The sequence below is a fragment of the Kitasatospora sp. NBC_01302 genome (assembly GCF_035976515.1).
GTDB lineage: Bacteria > Actinomycetota > Actinomycetes > Streptomycetales > Streptomycetaceae > Kitasatospora.
Genome location: NZ_CP108404.1, coordinates 2,850,124 through 2,874,517, shown reverse-complemented (window position 1 = coordinate 2,874,517; position 24,394 = coordinate 2,850,124). Strand labels below are relative to the sequence as shown.

Annotated in this window: 17 protein-coding genes, 1 tRNA gene and 2 pseudogenes; 12 read left to right on the top strand and 8 right to left on the bottom strand. The window is 67.9% G+C overall.

Features of this window, described 5'->3' with window-relative positions; genetic code table 11:
- Positions 1–46: 46 nt before the first annotated feature.
- The 10 genes and pseudogenes from OG294_RS11915 to OG294_RS11870 all read left to right on the top strand — a co-directional run bounded on the left by OG294_RS11915 (position 47) and on the right by OG294_RS11870 (position 12,624).
- Positions 47–832 (top strand): DUF1684 domain-containing protein, encoded by a 786-nt coding sequence (locus OG294_RS11915; RefSeq protein ID WP_327066454.1) that lies wholly within the window; start codon positions 47–49, stop codon positions 830–832.
- An 84-nt stretch (positions 833–916) separates the two neighbouring features.
- The gene (locus tag OG294_RS11910; protein ID WP_442789141.1) at positions 917–2,308 is read left to right on the top strand and encodes an MFS transporter; all 1,392 of its coding nucleotides are present in this window, start codon (positions 917–919) and stop codon (positions 2,306–2,308) included.
- A 150-nt stretch (positions 2,309–2,458) separates the two neighbouring features.
- Positions 2,459–2,532: transfer RNA gene (locus OG294_RS11905), tRNA-Pro, on the top strand.
- Positions 2,533–3,282: 750 nt separating this feature from the next.
- Positions 3,283–3,900, top strand: a pseudogene (locus OG294_RS41095) (Fic family protein); the annotation flags it as partial.
- Between the two features lie 825 nt (positions 3,901–4,725).
- Positions 4,726–5,865, top strand: a complete 1,140-nt coding sequence (locus OG294_RS11895) for a hypothetical protein (RefSeq protein ID WP_327066452.1) — start codon at positions 4,726–4,728, stop codon at positions 5,863–5,865.
- Positions 5,866–6,104: 239 nt separating this feature from the next.
- The gene (locus OG294_RS11890) at positions 6,105–7,826 is read left to right on the top strand and encodes a hypothetical protein (RefSeq protein ID WP_327066451.1); all 1,722 of its coding nucleotides are present in this window, start codon (positions 6,105–6,107) and stop codon (positions 7,824–7,826) included.
- 429 nt (positions 7,827–8,255) lie between these two features.
- The gene (locus OG294_RS11885; protein ID WP_327066450.1) at positions 8,256–9,728 is read left to right on the top strand and encodes a hypothetical protein; all 1,473 of its coding nucleotides are present in this window, start codon (positions 8,256–8,258) and stop codon (positions 9,726–9,728) included.
- Positions 9,729–9,924: 196 nt separating this feature from the next.
- Positions 9,925–10,536 carry a DUF5753 domain-containing protein gene (locus OG294_RS11880; protein WP_327066449.1) on the top strand — a complete coding sequence of 204 codons (612 nt, stop codon included), beginning with the start codon at positions 9,925–9,927 and terminating at the stop codon, positions 10,534–10,536.
- Between the two features lie 133 nt (positions 10,537–10,669).
- Entirely contained in the window at positions 10,670–11,470 is an 801-nt protein-coding gene (locus OG294_RS11875; protein ID WP_327066448.1) for a restriction endonuclease, read from the top strand.
- Positions 11,471–11,583: 113 nt separating this feature from the next.
- Positions 11,584–12,624, top strand: a complete 1,041-nt coding sequence (locus OG294_RS11870; protein ID WP_327066447.1) for a DUF4365 domain-containing protein — start codon at positions 11,584–11,586, stop codon at positions 12,622–12,624.
- Positions 12,625–12,908: 284 nt separating this feature from the next.
- Here the strand turns inward: OG294_RS11870 and OG294_RS11865 are convergent, their stop codons facing one another.
- From OG294_RS11865 to OG294_RS11850, 4 genes are all read right to left on the bottom strand, one after another.
- A complete protein-coding gene (locus tag OG294_RS11865; RefSeq protein WP_327066446.1) occupies positions 12,909–15,170 on the bottom strand; it encodes a tetratricopeptide repeat protein in 2,262 nt (753 codons plus the stop codon).
- A 343-nt stretch (positions 15,171–15,513) separates the two neighbouring features.
- Positions 15,514–15,999 carry a hypothetical protein gene (locus OG294_RS11860; RefSeq protein ID WP_327066445.1) on the bottom strand — a complete coding sequence of 162 codons (486 nt, stop codon included), beginning with the start codon at positions 15,997–15,999 and terminating at the stop codon, positions 15,514–15,516.
- Positions 16,000–17,220: 1,221 nt separating this feature from the next.
- The gene (locus OG294_RS11855) at positions 17,221–17,646 is read right to left on the bottom strand and encodes a tyrosine-type recombinase/integrase (RefSeq protein ID WP_327071509.1); all 426 of its coding nucleotides are present in this window, start codon (positions 17,644–17,646) and stop codon (positions 17,221–17,223) included.
- 38 nt (positions 17,647–17,684) lie between these two features.
- Positions 17,685–18,371 carry a hypothetical protein gene (locus tag OG294_RS11850; RefSeq protein ID WP_327066444.1) on the bottom strand — a complete coding sequence of 229 codons (687 nt, stop codon included), beginning with the start codon at positions 18,369–18,371 and terminating at the stop codon, positions 17,685–17,687.
- A 535-nt stretch (positions 18,372–18,906) separates the two neighbouring features.
- Here OG294_RS11850 and OG294_RS11845 point away from each other — a divergent pair.
- Complete coding sequence (locus OG294_RS11845; RefSeq protein WP_327066443.1) at positions 18,907–19,056, top strand: hypothetical protein; 150 nt, start codon at positions 18,907–18,909, stop codon at positions 19,054–19,056.
- Positions 19,053–19,268: a helicase associated domain-containing protein gene (locus tag OG294_RS11840; protein ID WP_327066442.1), complete on the top strand. Its 216-nt coding sequence runs from the start codon at positions 19,053–19,055 to the stop codon at positions 19,266–19,268. Before OG294_RS11845 ends, OG294_RS11840 begins: the two co-directional genes overlap by 4 nt.
- Before the next feature lie 196 nt (positions 19,269–19,464).
- Here the strand turns inward: OG294_RS11840 and OG294_RS11835 are convergent, their stop codons facing one another.
- The 4 genes and pseudogenes from OG294_RS11835 to OG294_RS41090 form a co-directional block, all read right to left on the bottom strand.
- Complete coding sequence (locus OG294_RS11835; protein ID WP_327066441.1) at positions 19,465–20,166, bottom strand: twin-arginine translocation signal domain-containing protein; 702 nt, start codon at positions 20,164–20,166, stop codon at positions 19,465–19,467.
- A gap of 132 nt (positions 20,167–20,298) precedes the next feature.
- Complete coding sequence (locus OG294_RS11830; protein ID WP_327066440.1) at positions 20,299–20,622, bottom strand: hypothetical protein; 324 nt, start codon at positions 20,620–20,622, stop codon at positions 20,299–20,301.
- An 8-nt stretch (positions 20,623–20,630) separates the two neighbouring features.
- Positions 20,631–22,826, bottom strand: a complete 2,196-nt coding sequence (locus OG294_RS11825; protein ID WP_327066439.1) for a glycoside hydrolase domain-containing protein — start codon at positions 22,824–22,826, stop codon at positions 20,631–20,633.
- A gap of 729 nt (positions 22,827–23,555) precedes the next feature.
- A pseudogene (locus OG294_RS41090) lies at positions 23,556–24,234 on the bottom strand (transposase).
- Positions 24,235–24,394: the final 160 nt, after the last annotated feature.

Sequence of the window (24,394 nt, the reverse complement as noted above, 5' to 3'; positions counted from 1 at the left end):
GCAAGCACCCAGGTATGCAAGCACCCAGGTATCAGGAGAGCTTTCCATGACGACCGACGCCGAGGAATGGCAGCGCTGGACCGAGGCCCGGGTGGCGTCCGTGAGCGCGCCGCACGGCGTGCTGGCGCTCACCGGCACGCACTGGCTGAGCGCGGACCCGGCCGCGATACCCGGCGTCCCCGGCCGCTGGTCCGCGGAGCCGGACGGCGTGCGGGTCTCGGCCTCGGCCGCCGACGGCCTGCGGGGCGGCGCCGGTGACGAGGTGGTGGCGGGCGAGCCGCTGTTGCGTCCCGACACCCACCCCGAGGCCGCCGTGGTCCGCTACGGGGAGGTGCTGCTGATCCCGATCGAGCGGGAGGGGGAGCTCGCGCTGCGGGTCTTCGACCCCGACGCCGAGGGCCGGGTGCACTTCGCGGGCATCTCCACCTTCCCGTACGCGCCGGAGTGGAGCGTGCCGGCCGTCTTCACCCCGTACGAGACCGGCGCGCGCACGGTGACCGTCCCGAACGCCGACGGCCGGGAACGGCCGCTGGCCGTCGCCGGTCAGGTCGCCTTCCGGCTGGCCGGCGAGTCGTACTCGCTCACGGTGAGCCACTCGGGCGACCAGCTGAGCGCCGTGTTCGCCGACGCCGGCAGCGGACGGGAGAGCTACCGCTTCCGTTTCATCACCCTGCCCGGCCCGGACGCCGAGGGCCACACCGTGCTGGACCTGAACCGCGCCTACCTGCCGCCGTGCGCCTTCGCGGACCACTTCATCTGCCCGTTCCCGCCCCCGGGCAACCGGCTGCCGGTCGCCGTGCGGGCGGGGGAGAAGGCGGTGCTGAGCGGCTGAGCGGCTGAGCGGCTGAGCGGCTGCGCGGCCGGGAACGGGACCCGGTGACGGGGCGCGGGGGAGCGGGGGTGACGATAGGTCGTTGTGTCGACCAATCATCCCACCTCTTCCGCGCCCGGCCCGGACGCGCCGGACTCTGCTGCTGCCGCTGACGCCGCTGCTGTCGTCGCTCCAGCTGCTGGTGCCGCCCCTGGTGCCGCCGCTGACAGTCCGCAGAGCCCGACCCGCATACGGCGGCTGCTGCGGGGCGCGGTCGCCGACCTCACCCCGCTGCGCGCGAGCGCGGACTACCGGCGGATCTGGTTCGGCCAGGCCGTCTCCTCGATCGGGCAGCAGATGACCGCCGTCGCGGTCTCGGTCCAGGTGTACGCACTCACCGGCTCCACCCTCGCCACCGGCGCGGTCGGGCTCTGCTCGCTCCTCCCGCTGCTCGCCTTCGGCCTGTACGGCGGGGCGATCGCCGACACCGTGGACCGCCGCAAGCTGGGCCTGACCGGCGCCGCCGGCCTCGCCGTGGTCTCCGCACTGCTGGCCACCCAGGCCCTGCTCGACCTGCGCCAGGTCGCCCTGCTGTACCTGGCCGTGGCGCTGCAGGGCGGCTTCTACGCGATCTCCTCGCCCGCCCGCTCCTCGATGATCCCGCGCCTGCTCCCCGCCGAGCAGCTGCCCGCCGCCAACGCCCTCAACACGATCAGCATGAACCTGGGCATGACGATGGGTCCGATGCTCGGCGGTCTGCTGATCGGAACATACGGCGGACAGGCCGCGTACCTGGTCGACACCGTGGCGTTCACTGCCACCCTGTACGCGATGTGGCGCCTGCCGGCGATGCGCCCCGAGCGCGCGGGCGGCGCCGCCGGGCGCGCCTCGGTGCTGGACGGCCTGCGCTTCCTGCGCGCGCAGCCCAACCTGCGGACCAGCTTCCTGGCCGACCTGGCCGCGATGATCTTCGGCCTGCCGCGCTCGCTCTTCCCCGCCCTCGCCGCCGCCTACTACGGCGGCCACGCGGGCACCGTCGGCCTGCTGGTCGCCGCCCCCGCCGTCGGCGCCCTGACCGGTGCCCTCTTCTCCGGCTGGATCTCCCGGGTCCAACGGCACGGCGTCGCCGTCCTCGCCGCCGTCACCGCCTGGGGCCTGTCCATCGCCGCCTTCGGCCTCACCGCCGGCCACCTCTGGCTGGGCCTGGCCCTGCTTGCCGTGGCCGGCTGCGCGGACACCGTCAGCATGATCTTCCGGAACACGATGATGCAGGTCGCCGCCCCCGACGAGATGCGCGGCCGGCTCCAGGGCGTCTTCATGGTCGTGGTGGTCGGCGGCCCCCGCCTCGGCGACTTCGAATCCGGCACCGTCGCCACCCTCACCACGCCCACCGTCTCGGTGATCTCCGGCGGCCTCGCCTGCGTCGCCGTCATCGCCCTCCTCGCCGCCCGCCGCCCCGCCTTCCTCCGCTACGACGCCCGCCACCCCACCCCCTGACCCCCACCCCCAGCTCCCCCGCCACCCACTTCGTGACCTGCACCGGAACCTGGCAGCGAGCACCCCCCGCCGTGCTGTATTGTTTTCCACGTCGCCGGGACACCGGGGACAAGGTCGAGAAGCCGGGAGTCAATCCCGGCAGCGAGACCACGGGACGTGGCGCAGCTTGGTAGCGCACTTGACTGGGGGTCAAGGGGTCGCAGGTTCAAATCCTGTCGTCCCGACGTGAGTCGGAAAGGCCGTTGGCCGGGTTAACGCCCAGGCTGGCGGCCTTTTTGCTGATGGCATGTTAGCGGATCGGGCCCGAGCCAAGGACCCTCTGGCGATCTTGCTGGGGACCAGCTGGGGACCAGAGCCAAGGAGTCGCGGTCACGATTCACCCCTGAGTCGCATCGGCATGGTCCCCGCGTTCGGGGTTTGTGCCCGTATTGCCCAGATTGCTGCTGATGCACTGTCGTGTCTTGGGTGCGGTGGAGAGTCTGATGGTGACGCACCTTGACCCGCCAGGCTCTCCAGTCAAGTGCGGTAGCGGGTGGCAAATCGGCGCAAACCGGTCAAAGTTTCCGACCGTGCGGATCAGGGGCGGCGAGGCTGTGCATCGCCACAGGATGGTCAGACGATCCGCTGTGTCGAAAGTAGCGCCGAATTCCGCAGGTGGGTGATGGGCGTCTGGAATCGGTTTCTGTCCTGTCGCCTCATGACGAGCCCGGATATGACGATGTGCCGGGGGGTGCTCCTATGTCGAGCACTTCAGAAGGGGGCAAGGCGGCAATCCTGTGCGTGCCGCTGCTGGTCGGGCATCCGACTGATGCCTCACTTCGGGTATGTGCAATTCGATCTCGGTGATGCAGGTGCTTGTTGTCGAAACCCGACAGGGCGGTGGCACGGTCCAGGGTCGAGGCCGGCTGGTCGTGTGCGGCGCAATCGCCGAGGCTGCGCTTGACGTGGTGATGCCATGATGGTGTTATTGCTGCATGTTGTACTCGTCGCCTTTGCTGGGAGAAGCGGATCTTCGGATCCTCGCCGAGATTGAGGAGATGCGGGACCGTCTGCGGTTGCATCTGCGCACCTCACGACGGTGGGAGGGGCAGCTGCGGCGCAATCTGACCGCGCGCGCGATCGCAGGGTCGAACACCATCGAGGGTTACGCTGCGAGCGTCTCCGATGTCGAGGACATCATGGTCGGTGAGGCGCCGATCGACGCGAACGAGACCGTGACTGCCGAGATCGACGGCTACCGTCAGGCGATGACCTACATCCAGCGCCTCGCCGAGGCCGGTGACGACTTCGCCTACAGCAAGGGCTTGTTGAACGCGCTGCACTTCATGATGCAGGGTCACCACCTGCTGAAGCGGCCCGGTTGGTGGCGCAGCGGCCCGGTCTACGTGACTTCGGCGGAGGATCCGACCATCGCCGCGTACACCGCTCCGGGTGCCGAGCAAGTGCCGGCCTTGACCGGGGAGCTGGTGGGCTGGCTCAACGAGGGCGACTTGGAAGCGCCGGGGCTGGTTCGAGCATCGATGGCGCACCTGAACCTCGTGGCGATCCACCCGTGGTCCGACGGCAACGGGCGCATGTCCCGCGCCTTGCACACCCTGGTGCTGGCCCGAGAAGGGATCATGGCTCCCGAGTTCTCCAGCATCGAGGAGTGGCTCGGGCGAGCCCGCAACACCTACCGCTACTACGACGTCCTGGCCGAGGTCGGCGGCCCCGTCTGGACCCCCGAGCGCGACACCCTCCCGTGGGTGCGGTTCTGCCTGCGTGCCCACCACCAGCAGGCCCAGACCGTCGAGCGGCAGGTTCAGACCACCCGTGAGGTCTGGTCGGCTCTCGATGAGGCGCTCGAGCAGCGCGGTTGGCCCGACCGCATGCTCTACGGTCTCTACCCCGCCGCAATGGGCAACCGAGTCCGCCGCGCCACCTATCAGACGGATGCCGGCCTCAGCGAACAGCAGGCCCAGCGTGACATCCGCGAACTCGTGCGCGCTGGTTGGCTGCTGGCCAAGGGCGAGGCCCAAGGACGCTACTACACCGCTGGTCCTGACCTGCCGGAGGAAATCACCCGCGGAGTCCGCGAGCCCAGGCCGCTGCGCGACCCATACGCGTAGTCGTGGTGAGCTGGTTATCTTGCACTCGCCAGTCGGTTCGGTGCTGGGCTGGCCTCAGTCAACGCCCTTGATGCGTCGACAAGCGCGGCTGAGCGGGAGGGTGCCTCGGCCGACAGGCGCGTACTCAGCGAGGCTCACCACTCTGATCCGGCTGGGACGGAAGTGGGCAAAATTCGATGACCACAATCCGACCAGCCAGTCCCGCTCTCAGTGGCTGACCTGGGATGACCCCTTTCCTTTGCCCCCAAGCGCGCTCGCCGTCGTCACGTTCGGCCCCGGGGTGTCGGTCGCATAGGGCAGGCTGGTGTCATGAGCTACGCGGTCATTGTGGACACCAGCCGGCCCGACGGAACTCCCGAACTCGACGAGTTGCAGCGCGCAGGCGTCATCCATCTCCTGCGCGAGGCGTTCGACGCGGTCGAGGCCATCGAGGGAGAGGACGGGGAGGTTGTCGAAATCACCGATACGTTCATCGGAGTCCACGCTGAGGGCGCGCTGCTGAAGGTATTCGTCGACGCGGTGTCCCTGGAGAACGCCGAAGCGGCTGTCGGAGCCCTGGTCGCCGAATTGCTGGAGGGCTGTGATCCGTTGGCGGAGTGGTCGATCAACTCGTGCGAGGTCCAACTGCACGTCGACTCAGCAAAGGAGAGCCTGGAGGCAGCCGGAGGTCCTGACGCGCCCGCGCCCGACCTGGCCGCCCGCGCTGCTGCCCACCGCAAGTCCCGCCAGGAGCCTGTGTCGCAGACCGGGACGACTGAGGAGGAGCGGGAGGAGATGCGAGCGAGGCTGCAGGCGCTCGCGCCGCAGCTCGCCGGTGCCGGCCCCGCGACTTTCGGGTACCTGACTGCTGAGGATCTGGAGGATGAGGATGGGGAGGAGTTCGACGAGGAGTTCAACGTCGCACGCGAGGACGCCGAACTCGCGGCCGGTGCCCTCTTCTACTCCATCGACATCCTGCTGGACGAGCTCTTCGAGGATCTCGACACCCTCGGCGACAGCCCCAGCGTTGCGCACTGCGACGGTGGACTGCTCCAACTGGAAGAACTTCCGCCCCAGTTCGCGCACTTGTACACGCCGCTGTTCGCGCGCCAGCTGCTGGTCACAGCCGTTGACCTGACCGGCCGCCTGAGCCGGCCGGGGTTCGCTCAGCTGAGCAGCGTTGCCGAGGAACTGCTGCTGCGGCTGTTGCTGGAGACCACCGAGGTGACCCTCGACCTTCACGGCTTGCTGGACGACGGCGCCAAGGAAGCGCTCGGCTCCTTTCGCGAGAACGTGTACGAGGACCTGGACCACGAATGGCTCTACGAGCTAGCCATGGACGGGTTCGACCAGAGTCCTGGGGCCGAGGCGCTGGGCGTCGCTCCGATGAGTGTGGATGCCTGGTTCACGCCGTTCAACGCTGAGCGACCAGTCCACCCCTATGCCGGCAACTGCAGCAGCGACGAGTAGCTGGCTTGGTGGTGTGGGACACCAGGCAGATATGTGTGAGGCGCACGCCCCGGGGGACACCGGGTCCACCAGCGCCATTGCGTCCCGCTTGAGCTTCCCCGAGTTACCTCGCAGTACCCACGAGGACATCCTCTCCACGGGTCCCAAGAGCCGCTTCGCAGGAGTGTCCACAATCCGGGGTAAGCCCGGGCGGCGGCCTTGCGCCCAGTACATGCTCTATGCACGAGGAAGGCGACCCGATGCCAGACGTTGATCCCGCGGTCTTGACCGCGCTCGACAATGCCTCGAGCGGCTTCATATCAAACCGGCAGGTTGCAGTCTCGCTCGACTCCGAAGCCGCAGGCTCGCCGAAAGCTGCCGATCACTTCGAGGCCTTGCGGGCGGCCCTGCTCTTCGAGCGCCAGGACGGATCGCTGACGGGCATGTACCACGGCGATCCAGAGGACCCCTGGCCGACCGACCCGAAGATGGTTCCCAGCGAGACCCAAGAACTATGGGCCCTCTACGCCGAACACGCAGCGCATCCGGGCATCCGTGGTCATCTTCACGACCTCCTGCGCGCATGCGGCCACGGCCGCCGGCATCTCCACGCGCAAGGGGCGATCGCCGGCTACCGAGAGGGAGCCGCGATTTTCTGGGCCGCTGACGAGCAGCCCGCCGGGCAGGTGAGGGCTGTTCACGCCGTCACCGACGCCTTGGACCTGGCACTCACTTGGGGGCAGACCGATCTCCGAGACCGTGTGGTCCGGGACATGGTGGCCATGGTGGAGGAGATCTTGGACGGTCCAGAACAGCGCGATGGTCTGCTCCGTGCGCTCCTGGAGCCGCTTCAGCAGGAGGGCTCGGTCGAGGCAAAGGTCTCCGAACTGCTGGACCGCGCGATCGGACACGTCAGCAACCCCCATCTGAAGGTCACCTTCCTCAGGGTGAAGCGGTCACGGGCCAGGGACGCTGAGAGCGCAAAGGCGATCGAACAACAGATCGTCGAGATCATGCTGCAGCATGCCGAGGCGGCCTCCGGTGCCCTCAAGCCCATGCTGCTCAGCGACGCCGCCACCGCAGCCCGGAACTTCGGGTTGGGCGACCTCCATGACGAAGCGGTTTTGAAGATGCAGTCGATCAACACACAGGACCTCGGCCTCGTCCGACTCGGCGGGCGTGTCGAGCAGCTCAAGGAGCTGACCGACCTCTACTTGGCTCGCATCGAGGGAGCCCCGACGCTCAAGGAGGCCCTCTGGGCGGTCGTCCTCCCGGATTCACCACCGGCAGGCAGCGGTGCCACGGCCAAACGCGCCGCTTCGGTGCTCGCCGAGTCGGCCCCCTTCGTAGCCACCATCGCGAGCGGCCGGCTTAACCCCAACGGTCCGGTGCCGGTCTCGGCAGAGGGGGTAGATGGTCGTACTGCGATCCAGGCCAGGTACCACCTCCTGGCCATGGAAATGGAAGGTCTCCGGATCGAAGCGCAACTTGACCGGATCCGCGAACGATTCAACCCGGACGAAGAAGAACTGATCGACGTCTTCACACCCAACCAACTGGCCCCGGATTGGCGCCTGCGGATGCTAGCCCACGCCTTCCAACACTTCTGGCTCCACGAAGACGACGCGGCAATCCATCTGGCCCTGCCACAGGTCGAAGGCCTGCTACGTGAGATCTTGCGAAGTCGCGGTGTGACCGTTATCCAGGTCCCGAAGGGAGAAACACCCGGCGGGGTGAGCCAGCTCGGAAGACTCATCACAGACATGCGCGAGGCTGGCTTCACCGAGGACTGGATACGCTCGATCCGGCTGCTCCTCACCGACGGAGAACAGGGCATGAACCTGCGCAACGACGTTCTCCACGGCCTTACCGTGTGTCCTCCCCGCCACCGAATCGCCCTAGTCCTCCAGGCCGCTCTCCTACTGCTGAGAGAGATCCACATGGAAGGAGATCTTGGAGCGGGAGAGCCTTCCGCGACCTGACCCGCACCCGACCGGGAGGACGAAGGGCTCGGGACGGCGAACACGAAGAAGGCTAGGACCGTTGCACAGAGCGGCGACATGCGGCTGCCAGGCGCATCGGTCGGCGAAGATGAGGCAGCAGCGGCCCTACCTGAAACCTGGCCCTCATGAGGCGGTAGGACAACGCCCGGTGCGTGGATGCGAAGGGGCTGGGCGGCCGAGGCGGCGTTGACACGGGCCCGCTGAACGCCCGCCCGTGGTACACCGACGGTCCCGATGACGGATGACGGGCTAGACAGCACCTTTCGCGCACTGGAGGGAAAGTCGTGTGGTGACGAGTGCCTCGCGCAGGCCCTCCCGGCTGAGGCCCGGCACCGACTGGCAGTACCGCATCGTCGCCGTGGTTGATCTGACAGTGGGTGGTGTGAAGGCGCACGATCCGAACGGAGGATGCGTTCTTCCGCCCGTACACGCCCTGGCGCGCGCCCCGAGACAAATGCCTATGGTGCGTTGTCAGTCCTGCGGGAACGGCGAGCCGGAGGGGAAGAACACACGTTGGCCCACGCAGCCGAGATACTTCGAGAACTGGCCCAACCATCCAACGCCGCAGCGCATTCCACGCCCAGACTCCTCGGGCAGGTGGAAGCGGCCGCGGCGAAGGACGACAAGGAGCGCGAGGAGAACGACCTCGAACCCCTCCGCCGCAAGCCCGACCTCCAACCTGTACCGGCACGAGAATTGGGCGCCGCAGTCCAGTTGGCGCCGTGGCAGGTCCTGCACAGCCTCGCCCGGGCGATCGCACTGTCGCGCCGCGGTGCGGGGCGCGGGCTGGCGGAACACTGGGGGTGTCTGAAGTACACCCAGGCCCTGACCGGCGCCCCTGGCACGTTCATGGCCCTGTCGGCCGAGGGACGCGATACCGCGGAGTACTACAAGAAGACCCAGTCCGACGAGCTCGCCATGGGTTTCGGCCTCGCACTGGCCCGGCACGTGCTGACCCGGCGCCACCCGGACCACAGCGTCTCCATCGTTCCCTCGGACACGGTGCTGCGGGCGGGGTGGGCGCTGGCCGCGCGGGACGTGACCAAGAATGATCCCCGGCAGACGATCGGCTACCGGTACCGGCCGCAGTTCTTCGCCGAGGTGTGGAAGCCCGGCCGTCCTTCGCGCGTGTATCCGATCGTGTGCAAGGGCAACCACAGCGGGACGTCCGTGTCCCACACGCAACTCCTTTCCGCCGCCGTCCACACCGAGGGCGTACACATCGGCGGATGGGCCGACACGCCCGCCCTGGTGTTCAGTACCGAACTCCCGGTGGAAGGTCCGATGACCGTGCACGCACTCCATGCTCCCGGCAACGGCGGCAAGCTCGCCGGACCGGGGGTGATCCTGCGCGATCTGGACGCGGTGCTGGAGCAGGACAACTTCTTCCCCGGCATCCAGCCGTCGGCGGAAGGCGACGAGACACTCGAACCGGAGCCGGGTATCCACGTCAGGGCCGAGCACTTCGCCTGGTTCCAGCACTCCATCGCCCGCACTTCTGCGGCCGCTCTGGCCGCGTTCGCGGGGGATGCGGGAACCATCGCCCGATACCTGACCCAGCGCCAGGGCAGGGAGCGGTTCACCGGCGTGGCGCACGCGGCGCTGGGCAGCGTCCAGGATGCCAAGGCGACCCTCCACGGCATCCCGTTCGTCGGCACCGACCACGTGCTCCGGCTGAACGGGACACGCGTCGAGGCCTTCTCGGGTGTCGAGGCCGACCTCTTCGGTCACCTCGCAGGCGGTCGCCTCGCCCAGTACCGCGAGGAAGCCCACGACCGCCGAGCCGACTGGCCCGCCGACACCTGGGATTCCGAGTGGGGCGGCCCGGTGTCCGTCCACCCGGACGGCTCCGTCCTGGCCATCCGCATCCTGGTGCCCTGAGCGTAGGCGCCGACACCTGTCGCGGGGCCTCGCGTGATTGCGCGAGGCCCCGTACGTTCGAGCGATGGCGATGGCGATGGCGATGGCGATGGCGATGGCCATGAGCCCTCGGCCCCGATGCCCGCAGAGGCTGTACTGGCCGCGAGAGCGAGCAACTTCGGGACAGGCGTCACCATCCACTGGAACAATCTCGCGTATGGCGACTGCATCGGGCTCGGCCGACGGCACCTGGGATGACCTTCTCCAACAGGGAACCGGCCCAGTACAGGAGTCCTTTCTGGACCTCGTCAGGACGACCCGCCACTACCTCGGCTACTCGCCGAACGTAGTGTGGGGCAATCTCCAAACACCCCAGTACGCCGAAGCCATGCTGCACCTGGTCGTCGACTTCCACGGCATCCCTGACGACATCGAGGCCGGCGTTGCAGCCCGGACCGCCCGCGCTCAGTTCATCGGACAGGAAGGCCGGACGTACCACGTCCTCCTCGGGGAACAGGCCCTGCTGACCAACATCGGAGGCCCCGAGGTGATGCACGGTCAGCTGCGCAGGCTGACCGACGCGCTCTCCCTGCCCGGGCTCACGCTCGGGATCGTGCCCGCCAGGGCCCGGCTGCTGGTCTACCCGGGGGACGGGTTCTCCATCTTCGACGACCGCCGGGTGGAGGTGGAGGGCTTCCGCGGTGGCGAGACCATCACCGCCCCGGAGCGCCTCGCGGTGTTTCGCAAGGCCTTCGACCGCCTCCAGCCGTCCGCGGTCTACGGCGCGGCCGCACGCGACCTTATCGAGACCGCACTCGGTGGAACCTGACAGCCGCAGCGCGACGGACGCTGGGCAAGACGAGACCCCGGCTTCCTCCCGAGAAGAGCGACAGCGCGCGACTACGCTTCCCGGCCGCGTCACGATCGCGCTCGGGAACGGCGACCAAGGACTGGAGACTGGAATGACGTCGCAGGGCGGCGGCACCACGCAGGGCGAGAGTGATCGGACGGGACTCGCCTTGCTCGTCGCCGTACTCGTTGTGGCCGCAGCTCTGTGGCAGGGGGCGATCTGGGCCTGGGCCAACCCGCTCGCCGCAGTGGTCGTACTGGTCTGCGCTGCGGTGGTGATCGTCGGGCTGCGCTGGACGCTCATCCGTACGGGCCTGGACCGCCCACTACGTCGATTCCTCACCCCACTGTGGGCCCTGGTCCGCACAGGCATCACCACCTGCGTCGTGCTCGCCCGCACCTCTGCGGCCGACGCCATCACCGACCGCCTCGACCAGTGGGCACAGCGGCCGCTGCGCCCGGCGACGCCGCCTGAGCCGGCCGCCTCCTACGAGTCCCGTCCCATCGGCTACACCCTCGAGCAGTTCGACGGATCATCACCTGACCGGTTTGAGGAGATGTGCCGCGAGCTTCTCGAACGGGACGGCTTCACTGATGCGGTGAAAGTGGGCGGAACCGGCGACCTGGGGGCCGACGTCATCGCCCGCGACATGGTGGGCCGACGGGTCGTGGTGCAGTGCAAGCGGTACGCGAAGCCGATCGGCTCCGGGGACGTTCAGACGTTCAACGGCACCGCCCGGCCAGAGCATCAAGCCGCTGTTCCGATCATGGTGAGCTTAAACGGCTTCACGGCACCGGCCGTCGCCTTCGCGGAGAAGCACCAGCTCGACCTCATCGACCGCGAGCGCCTCGCCGGCTGGGGCGCCGGCCACCACCTCTACGACGTCCTGGGAATCAGCCGCACGGACAGGTAGCCCCCAGAGCTCACTCGCGAAACGGGCTCGGAGACACTTCGTGGGACCACCGGGCAGCGCTGGACAAGCGCCTCCGCTCCCCGAACGCATGAGCCGATGAGGAGGCGCCGAACGTGACGAGGATCAGCCCGCGTCGGCGAATCGAGCGGGCGGGCGTCAACGCGCTGCGTTCCCTGCTGGAAGACCACGATCACCTGGTCCAGGAGATCGACGGCGGCGCTGATCACGGAGAAGACCTCTACGTTGCCATCGTCCGAGACGGCAGGCGCACAGGGCATGTCGTCGCTGTACAGGTCAAGAGCGGCAAGAAGTATCGGAGGGCCAGCGGCTACGCCATTCCGGTAGAGGACCATCGCGAAGACTGGACGCAGAGCCAGATCCCCGTCATCGGGGTGGTCTACGACCTCGACGAGGGACGGCTGTTCTGGATCAACCTCACCAAGGAGCTCCGCGATGGCAGCGCGGCCAGCTGGATCCAGATCCCTCGTGAAAACGAGCTGAGTCATAAGACGATCTGCCATTTCATCGCCAGCTTCGAGGCGTTTGGCAAGGCCCCGCAGTCGCAAACGCAACCTGCCAGTACCGGTCGGAGTGATCGGGAAGGCGGTTTGCAACAGGGAGCTCGGTTGTCCAGCGGACTTGATGGAGGGAGCGGGGCGAGAAGCGTCAGCCGGCCGCGCAGCCAGGCGTTGGAAGAGCAGCAGAACGGAGGCGCTGTTATCGAGCCCGCCGCACCGGCAAGGGGCCAGGCGATGTCCGCAGCGGTCGTGACACCACCAGACCTCCCTCGCCCCCAGCAGGGCCTGATCACCGTCAAAGGCGTGCTCGGGAGCATCAACTTCGACGGCGAGACCGTCACCATCCGCAAAGACGGCTACGGCCCACGCATGAAAGGCATCCAGTCACTTCCCGTCGGGGAGATCGACCACGTCATCGTCAAGCCCGCCACAGCCATGTTCCACGGCTACATCCAACTCGTCGTACCAGCCCATCCACCCGCGTCAGATCGGCGCCTGAGCACAGCTAGCGGTCGACCGCATCGGGAAGACCCGGATTCCATGTCGTACCCTCGCCGCGTCAATCGTGAGATCGAACTCCTAAAGATGGAGATCGAAAGCGCCATCGCTCGAGCCAAGCGCGCGCAGAACTCATGACGGGCAGGCCAGGCCTGCGTCTGACCGGCGGTTGGGCTCCGCCACCGCCGGCCAGGTGCCCGAACTTTTCCACACCTCGGCAACTACACGGTCTTCGATCAGCCCCGAGCATGCCGGCCGATCGGACCGCCACACCGGGAAGGCTCCAAGATCCCCGACAGGTTCCAGTTAGGGCAACACTTGTGATGGATCGTCCGAATGCGCAGACAGGGGCTACCGTCCACCATCCCCGCCCCGCTCAGCGCCAACGGCGAGTGCTCCGGTCCGTCGTCGGCTGTCCGGGTTCAGCGGCGAGCCGGCGACGATCGGCGCGGCGCGGGCGGGCGGGACGTCTTCGCCTCCAGGAGCCGGGACTGGAGGTTGGCCTCCATGTCGGTGGCGGCGGCGTCGTCGCCGGCGGCCCGGAACGCCTCAACGGCCCTCGCCGCCTCGGTCGTCGCGCTCTCGAGGCGGCCGGTAGAGGCCAGGGCCAGCGAGAGGTTCGCGCGGGCGATGGCGAGGTCGTGGAAGGCATCCTCGGCCGCGAGGATCTCCACTGCTTGTGCGAGCAGGCCGACGGCCTTCTTGGCCGTGATGCCAGACCGCACCATCACGGCGCTCCGATTGACCAGTACGCAGGCCTTGTCATAGCGGTTACCGATTTCGGCGAACAGCTGCGTGGCTCGAGTGAGCGCCCTCAGGGCCTCCTTGGCGCGCCCGAGCTCCTCAAGGGAGAGCGCCTTACCGGCGAGCGCGCAGGCCTCGCTGTGGCGCTCTCCGGCCGCGCCGGCGACGGTTTCGGCCTGGGCGAGGAGCCGCACCGCCTCCTCGTGGTGGCCTGCACCCTGTAGACCGTGGCCGATGTTCAGCAGTGCCTTGGATTCGAGGGCGCGGTCCGAGAACTCCCGTGCTGTAGCCAGCGCTTGCCTGCCGACGGTGACGGCGTCGTCGAACTGCCCGTTGTCGTTGAGCGAGCTGCTGACGTTGGTGTGCGCGAGCCCGCCGCAGCGACGGTCGTCGAGTTCCGCGAAGATGGCCGCCGCTTGGCGGTGCCGGGCGAGGGCCTCCCTGTGACGTCTCAGCCTGCCCAGCGCGTTGCCGGAGTTGTCCACGGCCATCGCTTCGCTGTGTCGGTCGCCGGACCTGCGGAAGTTGCGCACGCCCGCCTCGCAGAGCATCAGCCACTCTTCGAAGAGTCGGTTCTTCTCGAAGTAGTCTGGGATCGTGAAGGACACGCGGAAGGCGATCCCCGAGTCCTCGCTGGCCTCGACCATGGCGATCAGGTTCCGGCGCTCGTTCTCCAGCCAGGTGGTGGCCTCGTTCTGGTGCTCGAAGTGTGGTGAGAGCTTGGTGTCAGGCTCGGGCCGGAGGTGGGTTGCCGCGGCCGACACGCAGTGCACGTAGTGCCAGAACAGGCGGTCCTGGGCCTCCGCGCGGCCGTCCGCGTCAGCGTTCTTCTGTCCCAACTGGTCGGAGTAGAGCCGAACCAGGTCGTGTAGACGCCAGCGGCCCCAGGTTTGGCCGGGTTCCACCAGGTGGGCGCGGGCGAGGTCCCGGAGGAGTGTCTCGGCCTCGTCCGTGTCGACGGAAAGGAGGTACTCGGCGGCCTCGGTGGAGAGGTCGGGGCCGGGGTTGGTGGACAGCAGCCGGAACAGAGTGGCCTGCTGCGACGACAGTTGGCGGTAGGACAGGTCGAAGGCCGCGCGAACGGCGAGGTTCTCGCGGCTGATCCGGTCGAGCCGGTTGCGGGTTGCTTCGAGGGAGTCGGCGAAGTCGCGCAGTGGCTGTCGGGGTGTGTCGGCGAGGATGGCGGCGCAGATCTGCAGGGCCAGCGGGAGCCGTCCGCATAACTCGGCGATTCGCGTGGCGGCCCCGGGGTCGTCGTCCACTCGGGTGTCACCCTCGCCCCGCGTCCGTCGGAGGCAGCGGCGGATCAGTTCGGCTGACGTGTCGGCGTCGAGTACGTCCAGGTCGTGCAGCCGTGCGTCGATGGCGAGCGTATGGCGGGAAGTCACCAGCGTGTCGGCGGTCCCCTCCGCCGGGAGTAGCGGGGTCACCTGCCACGGGGCGCAGGCGTTGTCGAGCACGATGAGCAGCCGCTGCCCGTGCTCTGCGTAGCAGCTCACCACTGAACGGTAGAGGCGTGACCGGTCCTGGAGGTTGGGCGGGATGTGTTCGGTCGGGATCCCGAGGGCGCGGAGGAAGCCTTCGAGGGCTTGTGCAGGAGCGACCCGGCGGTTGTCGTCATAGCCGAACAGGTCGATGAACAGGGCGCCGCCGCGGAACCAGTCCGGCTGCCGGAGCGCCCGGGTGGCGGTCTGGAGGACGAGTTCCGTCTTGCCGACACCGGCGAGGCCGGCGATCGCGGTGACTAGGACGGGGGAGTGCGGTTGCTCCGGCGCGAGGTCCCGCAGGAGGCCGTTCACCGCGTCGTCGCGCCCGGTGAAGGTCGATGTTGGTGAGGGGAGTCCGGACAGGGCTGGGGTGATCCGCGACGGCAACTGGACGGTGATGTCGCGGCCCTGGACGACGGCGCTGAAGAAGATCCCGTTCTCGATCAGGTTCACTGTCGGCCCCCTCATGCTGGACGGTGCCGGTTGTTGGCTCCGTGCCCGGTCGTCCCCGGAAAGCATGATACGGGCGTCGTCCGCCTGACCCACCTGGTGGAGAGAGCCACGACGCGGCGACGCGTGGCTAAACCTTTTCCTTCGGATCATCTGATCGATGGTTGACGTGTGTCGTTGACCGATGTGCAGGGGCGTGTATAGAGCACCGGATTCAGAAGCGCAGTTGGAGCGGAAGGCTTCCAGCCGTGGATGAGACTTGGACGTTGACGCCATCGGTGAGTCGACTGGCGAGCCGGTCGTGCGTCACGCCTCCAGGGGTGCTCGTCGTCCCCCACGTCATGGCTCAGCCCTGCCCAGATGCCACATCGTCGCCGGCACCGACTGCCGGCCTGGCGATCGGTGGCTGCGTGAAGGACAGGTTGGAGAAGTCCCGCCCCTGCAGCACCGGCCCGTACTGAGTACCACCGCTGATGGTGCTGCTGACCGAGCCGGCTGTCGCTTCAGCGGGGCGGGCCAGCCCGTGCAGCTCCTCGATGAGCCCCCCCAACGCTTCGGCGAACTGAGGGTCTTGCTCAGCAGCCTCCTCCAGGGCGAGCCGGACTTGATCGCCCGTGCGTTCACTGAGCTGGTCCTGCCCCGCGTCGGCCTCCTCGGCCAGCTTGCGCAGTGCCGAATTCTCTCCGAGCTTCCCGCTCACCAGATTGTGCAGGCGGTCGATCCCTTTATCGAGGACGTGGTTGACCTCAGCGTCTAGCTGGCCGCTGACCCGGCTCGCCTTGCGGAGAGCCCATGCAAACAGGTAGCCCACCGCGACTTCGATGCCCGTCATCCCACACCCCTTAGCTGTACTTGACTGTCCGTCACCAAACCTACCGTGCCCTTCCAGCTCGACACCATGAAGCGCCGGACCGCTACCGCGTCGCGCTCGAGCTACCCGATGAACGGCCTGCTGTCGCCAGACACGGAGCTGCAAGACCCGATCAAGTGGTGATGGCGTGTCCAGAATTGCCGAAGTGGTGAGTGCGGCGGCAGAGCGCGCGAGGCAGGAGGGTGGAGCACGGCGAGATCGACTGGCCGGGACATGTGCTGGCGACACGCCGCGCGGGTGGTCACGGAGCGCCTTCGGTGGGTATGGCACCGTGACCGCGCAGTATCGGCCCGCACGGGTAGCTGCTCGGAAGAGCGGCTGCGGGGCCGGGAGAAGGCAGCCTGCCGGTCGGCCGTGGGTTGTTGGGCTCGTACAACCCGTAGCTACGCGCGGTGCGATGGCGCCGAGCCTCGGACTGGCCTTCGGAGTGCGCGACGGCGAGCGCCGAGAATTCCGCGAGCCTGCAGGGGAATGGGTGAGGCAGAGATTTATGTGCCTGGTTTTCTGGCTGGCGTTCAGCCCGGATCTGATTGATTTCCCCGAGCATTTCAGGATCCTGTTTGATGACCCTCTGTCGGATTCGCGAGAATTGCTGGCTCCTTGCTCGAGGTGGCGCTACCCTAGAGCCATGAACGGCACTCGGACCCTCCGCCAAGCCCCTGGCCTGGGGACCAGCTGGGGACCACACGTCATGCGCGCTGCCGCACGAGGTGCGCGAAACATGCTCATCTGCACACGCACGACGTGTGCGCGAGCGCATTTCAGGCAGGAATAGGGGAGCCCTTCCTGACTGGGGGTCAAGGGGTCGCAGGTTCAAATCCTGTCGTCCCGACCGGCGTTTACGCAGGTCGGAGGCCGTTTCCGCTGAACAGCTGGAACGGCCTTTTTGCTGTAGTGGTCGCAGTGTGGTCGCAAGCGGTTCCTGCGCGCCGCGTCGGGGGAGCTGGGCTCTCTTTGTGCAACCCTTGTGCGGATTTTGCTCGTTTGATCGAGGTGACTGAGTGTAGTCGGCGACCGATCAGGCTGGTATCCAGGCTCGCCGTGGGTCCGGCTGGCCGAACGTGGGCATGCCTGGGGGACCCACCGCAGTTGCTGGGGTGGGCGGTGAGCCTGAGTGATCGCCAGCTCTGGGCTGGCGGTGTTGGCTCTTGCCGCGGCTCGGCGGGTCGGGGGGTGCGGCTGTCAGGCCGCGTGGCTGAAGAGCGGGTTCGGCCTGTTGGTGTTGTGGACGAGGGCATCGGCGGTACGGCCGGCGCGGGCCTCGACGAGGCAGAGCCTGGTTTCGATGGTGTGTACCGCGGCCATGGCGACGTCCCAGGTCAGGTGGCTGTAGATGTTCGCGGTGGTCGAGAGCGTGGAGTGCCGCAGGGTCTTGGAGATGATCGCCATGGGGACGTTGCCCTCCAGGGCGAGGGTGGCGGCGAGGTGGCGCAGGTCGTGGATGGTCACGTGGGGAAGGCCGGCTTGCTTGCGCAGTTCGTGGAAGCGCCGGCGGACCGTAGCCGGGTGGAGGGGCTTGCCGTCGGGGCCTTGGAAGACGTGGTCGTTGCCGGCGTAGGTGCTCCTGGCCATGGCGCGTTGGAGGGCGGCGGCGACGCGGTCGGACAGGGGTACCCAGTTGCGGCTCTTCCTGGTCTTGGGCGCGGTCAGGACGAGTTCGTGGTTGTCGATCGCGGAGAGGTGTGGCGGATGTACATGACGCGGTCCTCGATCCGCACGTTCGGGCGTTGGAGGCCGAGTGCCTCTCCCTTGCGCAGGCCGGTGCCGATGATGGTCTCGAAGAGGTCGGCGAAGGCGGGGTCGACGTCGCGGCAGTGGGCGAGGAAGGCGACGGCCTGCTCGGCGCTCCAGGGGATGCGTTCGTCGGGTCGGGGCCTGCGCAGGGGCAGGGGCTGGGCGGCGTTGTAGGGGAGGCGGTGGGTGCGTACGGCGGTGCCCAGGGCGCTGGAGAGGGTGGCGAGGCAGTGGTAGAGGACCTGGCGTCCGCGTCCGGCTTCGAGTTGCTGGTGGGTGCAGGTGGTGATGTGGTCGTGGGCGAGTTCCTCGAGGCGTATCTCGCCGAAGACGGGGATGAGTTCGCCGTGTACGTAGGTGCGGTAGCGGGCAAAGGTGGTGGGCTTGAGCAGGAACTCCATCATCTTGGGCCACCTGGTGAGGTAGGCAGCGACCGTCTCGTGGGGGTTGGCGTCGAAGCCCAGCCGGCGCCCTTCGAGGAAGCGCCGCAGCGCGCTCTCGGCGGCGAAGTCGTCCTCGAAGCCGCCGCGGCGCACGGTGCGCCGGCGGCCGTTGAGGGAGGCGAAGTCGACGGCGAAGGTCCACGTGCCGTGCTCCACGGATTTGGGGCTCTGGCCTGCGGGTTCGCGGTGGGGCCCGCACCTGAGTGCTGGGTGGCCGCCATCGGGCTCGCTACACGTTCTCCGGCCGCTCGGGTGCCTGCGAAGACGGCGCCGACATCCGATTTGGCTACGGTGCATGACCAAAATGGGGATCTCGATCTCGGGGATCGCGTGGCGAACGGTCCGGGCGTCCACCATGACGGATCATCAGGTTTGTGGTACGGAGCGTGGCTGATTTGGCAGATGTTCGGCACGGCCGCGAATGCCTCCTTGGCCACCATTTGGTGACCTAGGGTCACCAAATTGCGTCAAGCGGGGTCGCGGTGGGCGGTAGCTTCACGGCGAGTCGGGTCAGTGCTCGCGGCTACGTGCTGGTGCTGTTCGATCTGATCGTCGTGCCGGTCCTCCGAGCTGTCCTCGGTCAGAGCTGGATGGTGGGTTGCTGCGTGAGCCCCGCGCGTAGTTGCTGGTGTTGGCGGTGTCTGCTTGGTTCGGCGGTTCAGATCAGGCGGTCACGGTTGTCTGTGGCGGCTTGGCGGACGAGTTGGGCGAAGCGGACGCGCTCGGCATGATCTGGTCGAAGAACGCAGGCGTCTGGGAACGCGGCTACGCGCATGCTGTCGCGTTCCACCACCACCACGGCCACCTCGCGGTCCCCGCGACGGCGAAGCTGGACGAATGAACCGCTCCTACCGCCGCCTGCTCGCCCACCTGGAGGCCGGCGGCACCCTGGACGGCCCCGTCAACCGCACCGGACTCGGCGACGATCCAGCGTTCCGCCCCGGCACGTGGCTGCGCACGCAGGCCAGGGTCCGCACGGAGGGAAAGCTGCCCGACCACCAGACCTCGCTCTTGGAGGCCCTTCACCGGCACACCGAGACCGTCACCGGCTGACCCCCGTCCGTACGCTCCGACGTGCCGCTCAACCAGGCCGGGACGGGCGTCCGTGCCGGCCCCGGGTTCCGGAGGCACGGCGCGATGACCGACAGCACCCGCCCGGCTACGCCGCCGTACCCGATCGGCTGGAGCCGGCCCCGTACGGCATCCGGCCCGCGCCTGGGCCGTAGGAATTTCGCTGGTCCCGACCGGTTCAGGACGTGCGCTGGGCGTGGGCCAGGCGGTCCGCTTCGCTGCGGCGGGCCGGGGAGAGCACGTCGACCGGCGCGCCCGCGCCCTCGCCGGGGCGGGCGCGCCAGCCGCGCAGGCGGTCGGCGAGCTGTCGGACTCGCCGGTCCTGCGGGCCGGACGCGAGGTAGAACAGCGACTCGTCCACCTCGCCGTCGTCCCCGCCCCAGCGCACGACGCCCTCGCACTGGGCGAGGATGTCCCGCAGCACCAGCTCCTGGTAGGCGAAGAACCCGCCTTTCGCCGAAGCGCCGGGGCGGATGCGCACCGCCGTGCCGGAAGCGAGGTTCGACTCCGGCAGGGCAGCGCGCAGGCCGTCGATCGGCCGCCAGCCGAGCAGGTCGCCGCCCGGCAATTCCTCGACCTCGTAGTGGAAGCGCCGGATCACGTGGACGAGGATCTCCTCGACGTCACCGATCCGGACGTCCACGGTGAGCCCGGTGCCGGCCACCGTGCGGGTCCAGACGGTCGAGACGTGGTTCGCCTCCTTCTCGATCGTCCAGCCGTTGGCACTGGTCGGCAGGTTCCGTCCCGGGTTCTCGGGCTCGGTGCTGTGCTCGGCCGGTGCCGCCCAAGCGGCACGGGGAAGTAGCGGCCCCACGGCCGTGGCCGCACCGAGCACGGCGGCTCCCTTGACCGCGGACCGGCGAGTGATTGCGCTCCGCACGTCTTCCATCCTCTCCAAGACCTTCATCCCTTCAACCCCCGGCTTCCAAGCCCTGCAGCTCCCTCGAGCCCTGCAGGTCCCTGGAGTTCTCCAAGCCCCTGGAGTTTTTGAATTCTTCGAGCCCTGCAACGCCTACAGAGCGACGATCAGCACGGACGTGGGTACGAGCAGCAGCAGCACGCTCAGCGGCCAGTACACCCGGGCCGGGCCCGGGGCCGTACGCCGTCGTACCGCCCGGTTGGCCAGCCACCACAGCACTGTGAACACCCCCACGACCGGGACGAGCACCACCAGCATCGGCAGGACACCGTCGTTCTCGGTCGGCTCGCGGGAGGTCCACCCCAGCGCGGAGAGCGGCCAGTTGACGGCGAAGTACCAGAGCAGCCAGACCGGTACCACAGCCGGCACTCCCAGCAACAGGTTCAGGACCGCAGCGGTCGGCGAGTAACTGCGCATCGGCGCTGTCACTTGGTGCGCGACAGCAGGTTGTAGTTCTCCAGCACGTTGTACAGTCCGATCAGCTCCCGACCGTACTGCTGCGCCGCGTCGCCGAGACCGTTGTACCGGGCGAGCAGCGCCTGGGTGTCCGCTTGGCTCGTGGCCAGGCCGGGGCGGGCGATACCGAGCTGGCGGGAGTTGTAGATCGTCAGGTGGGTGACCGCGCGGATGTTGTAGGTCGGATCCTGGAGGTTGTCCCACACCTCGCGCAGGTTGGCCTCGGTCAGCCGAGCTCCGTTGATGAGGCCCTCCTGGAGGCAGTGGTTGCGCGCCTCGATCGCGATCCGGGCGAAGGTCTGGCCCCATCCGGTGCTGCAGTCGTCCTTGAGTCCGTTGCGGACAGCGGTGTCGGCAACCCAGTCGAGCGGGTTCAGCTTGCGCAGCTCCCACAGCACCGGGGCTTGGATCAGGGCCTTCCGCAGCTTGAACTCGCGGGCGAGCGCGGTGAACAGCCAGTCCGCGCTGAGCACCAGGTCGAACGCCTTCGTGGTGGACACGCCTCCGAGAGTGGCCCAGTCCTTGTCCGTCCAGCCGTCGCCACCGGTTTCGGGTACGCCGATCGAGCTGAGGTATGCCTGCACGTCACGGAGTGCCGCGTCGCGGTACGCGGTCTTGTCGAGGTCGCGGTCGAGCCCGGCGACGGTGCCCCCGGCGTCGAAGTCGCCCTGGCCGATGTCGCGGCCGGAGGCGATGTCGCTGTCGATCTCGATCGCCGAGGCGCCGCTGCCGACATTGGTCGTGACGATCTGGTCGAACGCCCAGTTGCTCGGCAGCGGGTAGCCGAGGTTCCCGGAGAAGCCGCTCGACATGTCCGACACGAAGCTGGTCTGCGCGAAGCCGGCGTCCGCGACCCGCTGGCAGACGTTGCGCGGTCCGTAGACGCCCACCTGGTAGGACGAACTCTCGCTGACGGTGTGGTGCACGCCCCGGAAGTGCGGGATCACGTACTTGCTGACCTCACCGTCCATGGCGTCGTAGTCCACTGCGAAGTAGATGGTCGTGCCCGGCTTGAAGCCGTGGAAGCGCGCCCACTCGATCGCCCGGAATGCGTCCCCGGTGCCCTGGTCGTAGCTGAAGTAGTCGGCCGACCGGCTCCACGTCTGGAAGATCGGGAAGCAGCGCAGCCCGTACTGCTTGATGGTGGCCAGCTCGCCTGGCTGGATCTGCTTCTCCGGTGTGTCGGTGGTCGATGGGTTGAACAGGTAGCGCCCGATGTACTGGTAGCCGGCGTCCCTGAGCGCCTGAGCACGGGCCGGGGTGATCTTGGTGACGCCGTCGCAGGCTGTGCCGCGGCGGCTCTGGTCGCCGTACGAGACGAGCAGCGAGGCCCAGGTCTGGAAGTCGCCCGCGCCGGTGACCGGCAGCTTCACGAACGACTGGTATGCCTCGACCGCGTTCTTCACGGTGGGCGTGAAGTCACCGAACGGGACGTTCCGCCGATTGAGCACCATCGCGGCTGTGAACAGCATCGCCCAGGCGCCGGTGGCGCCGACCGTGACGGTGCGCGACTTCAGCCCCGCCTGCGTGCCGGGCCCGAAGAGCCCGTTCGCGGTGCCGTCGGCCATACCCAGCTCGTACTGGACCGCGAACAGCATGGATCGCGCGACGTCCCGGGAGTGGATCCCGTCGCACGGGACGACGGAGAAGTCCTTGCGGTTGACGTAGCGTCCGTTCAGCCACCGCTGAATCGCCCGGATGCCTTCGGTCCCGCCGCTGACGGTGACGTACGCATCCATGGTGAGCAGGCTCTTGACGATCTTCGGTTCGAGCGCGCTGCCCGGGAGCACCCCGTCCAGCCCCATGTGGAGCTTCAGCTTGGCGACTGCGGCCTTGACCCGGCCGTTGTACGTTCCGTCGATCTCGCCGCCGTCGTAGCCCTTGCAGTACAGCGCGGCCTGGAGGATCCGGCAGAAGTTCGCGGACGGTACGGTCGTCTCGTCCAGCTTCGGGTACTTGGCCTGGAGCGTCGACAGCGTGGTCGGGCCGAAGGAGTTCGAGAGCGCGGTGATGCCCATCTCGTACTGCAGCGCGCGGGTCAGTGCGTACATCACCGTCCAGCCGGTGCGGCCGTCCTCGTCCAGCTTCGGGATGCCGAGGGTGGCACCGTTGTTGTAGGCGGTGTTGACGAACCTCTGAGCCAGACGAACCATCTCGTCAGCCATGGACTGCCTCCTGCGTTCTGGGTGTTGCGGGCCGGAAGGTCCGGGCGGTGCGGCGCACTGAAAGGGCATGGCAGCGAGAACCCCCTGTGCCGGCCGCGCCCCAGGCCGCGGCAGAGGCACGACCGGGAACTTTACCAAAACTTTTACTATCCTTGGTCGACGCTTGATGCAGTGACATGTCCCGCCATGCGTCCGATGGTTCAGTAGATGGGGCCCCTGCACTCCTGTGCGGGCGTGCGGTTCGGTGCCCCCGGCCCGTAGGCGAGGAACCGCAGCCCGTAGCGGGTCCTTCGCGTGCCTGAAGACCACGTCCTCTCCCGCGCCGCAGCCTGGGTCGAAGCAGGCCAGGGACACCTGGTCGGGCAGTTCGGTGACGGCTCTGGTCTGCAGGTCGACTCTCGCCGCGAACGCTGCCCTTGCCGAGAACCTCGTCCGGCCGGATGAGAGGCAGGGTGCACAAGTGCCGTCCTCGTCAGTCGGATAGGCGCCCTGGCGGAGCCGACGAGCTCCGCGACATGATGATCGGCTGTGCTGCTACGACTGGCGTACCCGGGTGTGACGAACGCGTTCGCGTTACTGCGGCTGCTGCCGATGAGCGACCGCGAGAAGGACGTGGAGATCCTGGCCCTGCGCCATCAGAGGGTATTCGAAGTGGACGGATTGCCGTCCATGTCCCCATAGGTCCCTCGCCAAGTTGGTGTGGTCTCGTCAGTTACTGACTTCGGCGCTTCAGGGTGATGAGGGTGGGAGGTCGAGCGAGAGTCCGGTCCCGGCGAGGAAGCCGTCAAGGATCTCGGAGCGGTACTGCAGTCGCTTGAGGCGGTTTCGGACAAGGGCTTCGAGTCGGTCGAGGGCGACGCTTGTGAGGTTCGCCAGGCTTCGTTTGTCGTGGGCCCACAGGTACTCGACAGCGTTCAGGTCGGGTGCGTATGCGGGCAGCACGAACACCGTCAGCCAGTCCCGTGCGCCGATCAGGTCGCGCATGACATGGGAGACGTGGGTGTTCAGCCGGTCCGCACCAGCACGATCGGCGCCCTGACCAGGTGGTGCAATCCCGCGCTGTACGACACGTGGAACTTGCGGCCGATCAGCGTTGCCACTCGCGCTCCGGTCCACACCTGGTCCTGGTCCCAGCCGTGCACGGCCGGCCCCTGCTCAAGGTACTCGGCCAGCTTCTCCTGGCACCGCACCGACAGCTTGCACCGCTGCCCACCCGGTCCCCGTGACGTCAGCGCACCCGATCCGTTCTCCCGCCAGGCCGCATGCCGCTGGTAGGCCGATTTCGCGGTCACCTGCAGCCTGTGGGCGACCTCCCTCGGCGGAACGCCTTCTTCGATCAACGCGGCCGCACCGACTCGCGGCGCTGGCGTGCCTTCGACGTCAGACCGCCCCCATCCGAATAGCGCATACCAATGGCATGGCGCGCACATGACCGTCGGTCAGCTACACAAACAAGCCAATCACCGTGAAGCGCCGAAATCAGTAGTTGACAGTCAATCAGTTCGATCGTCCGGAAAGCCGATTCGGCTATCGGATGCCGACGTGGTTGGCGAACGCCCCGATGATCG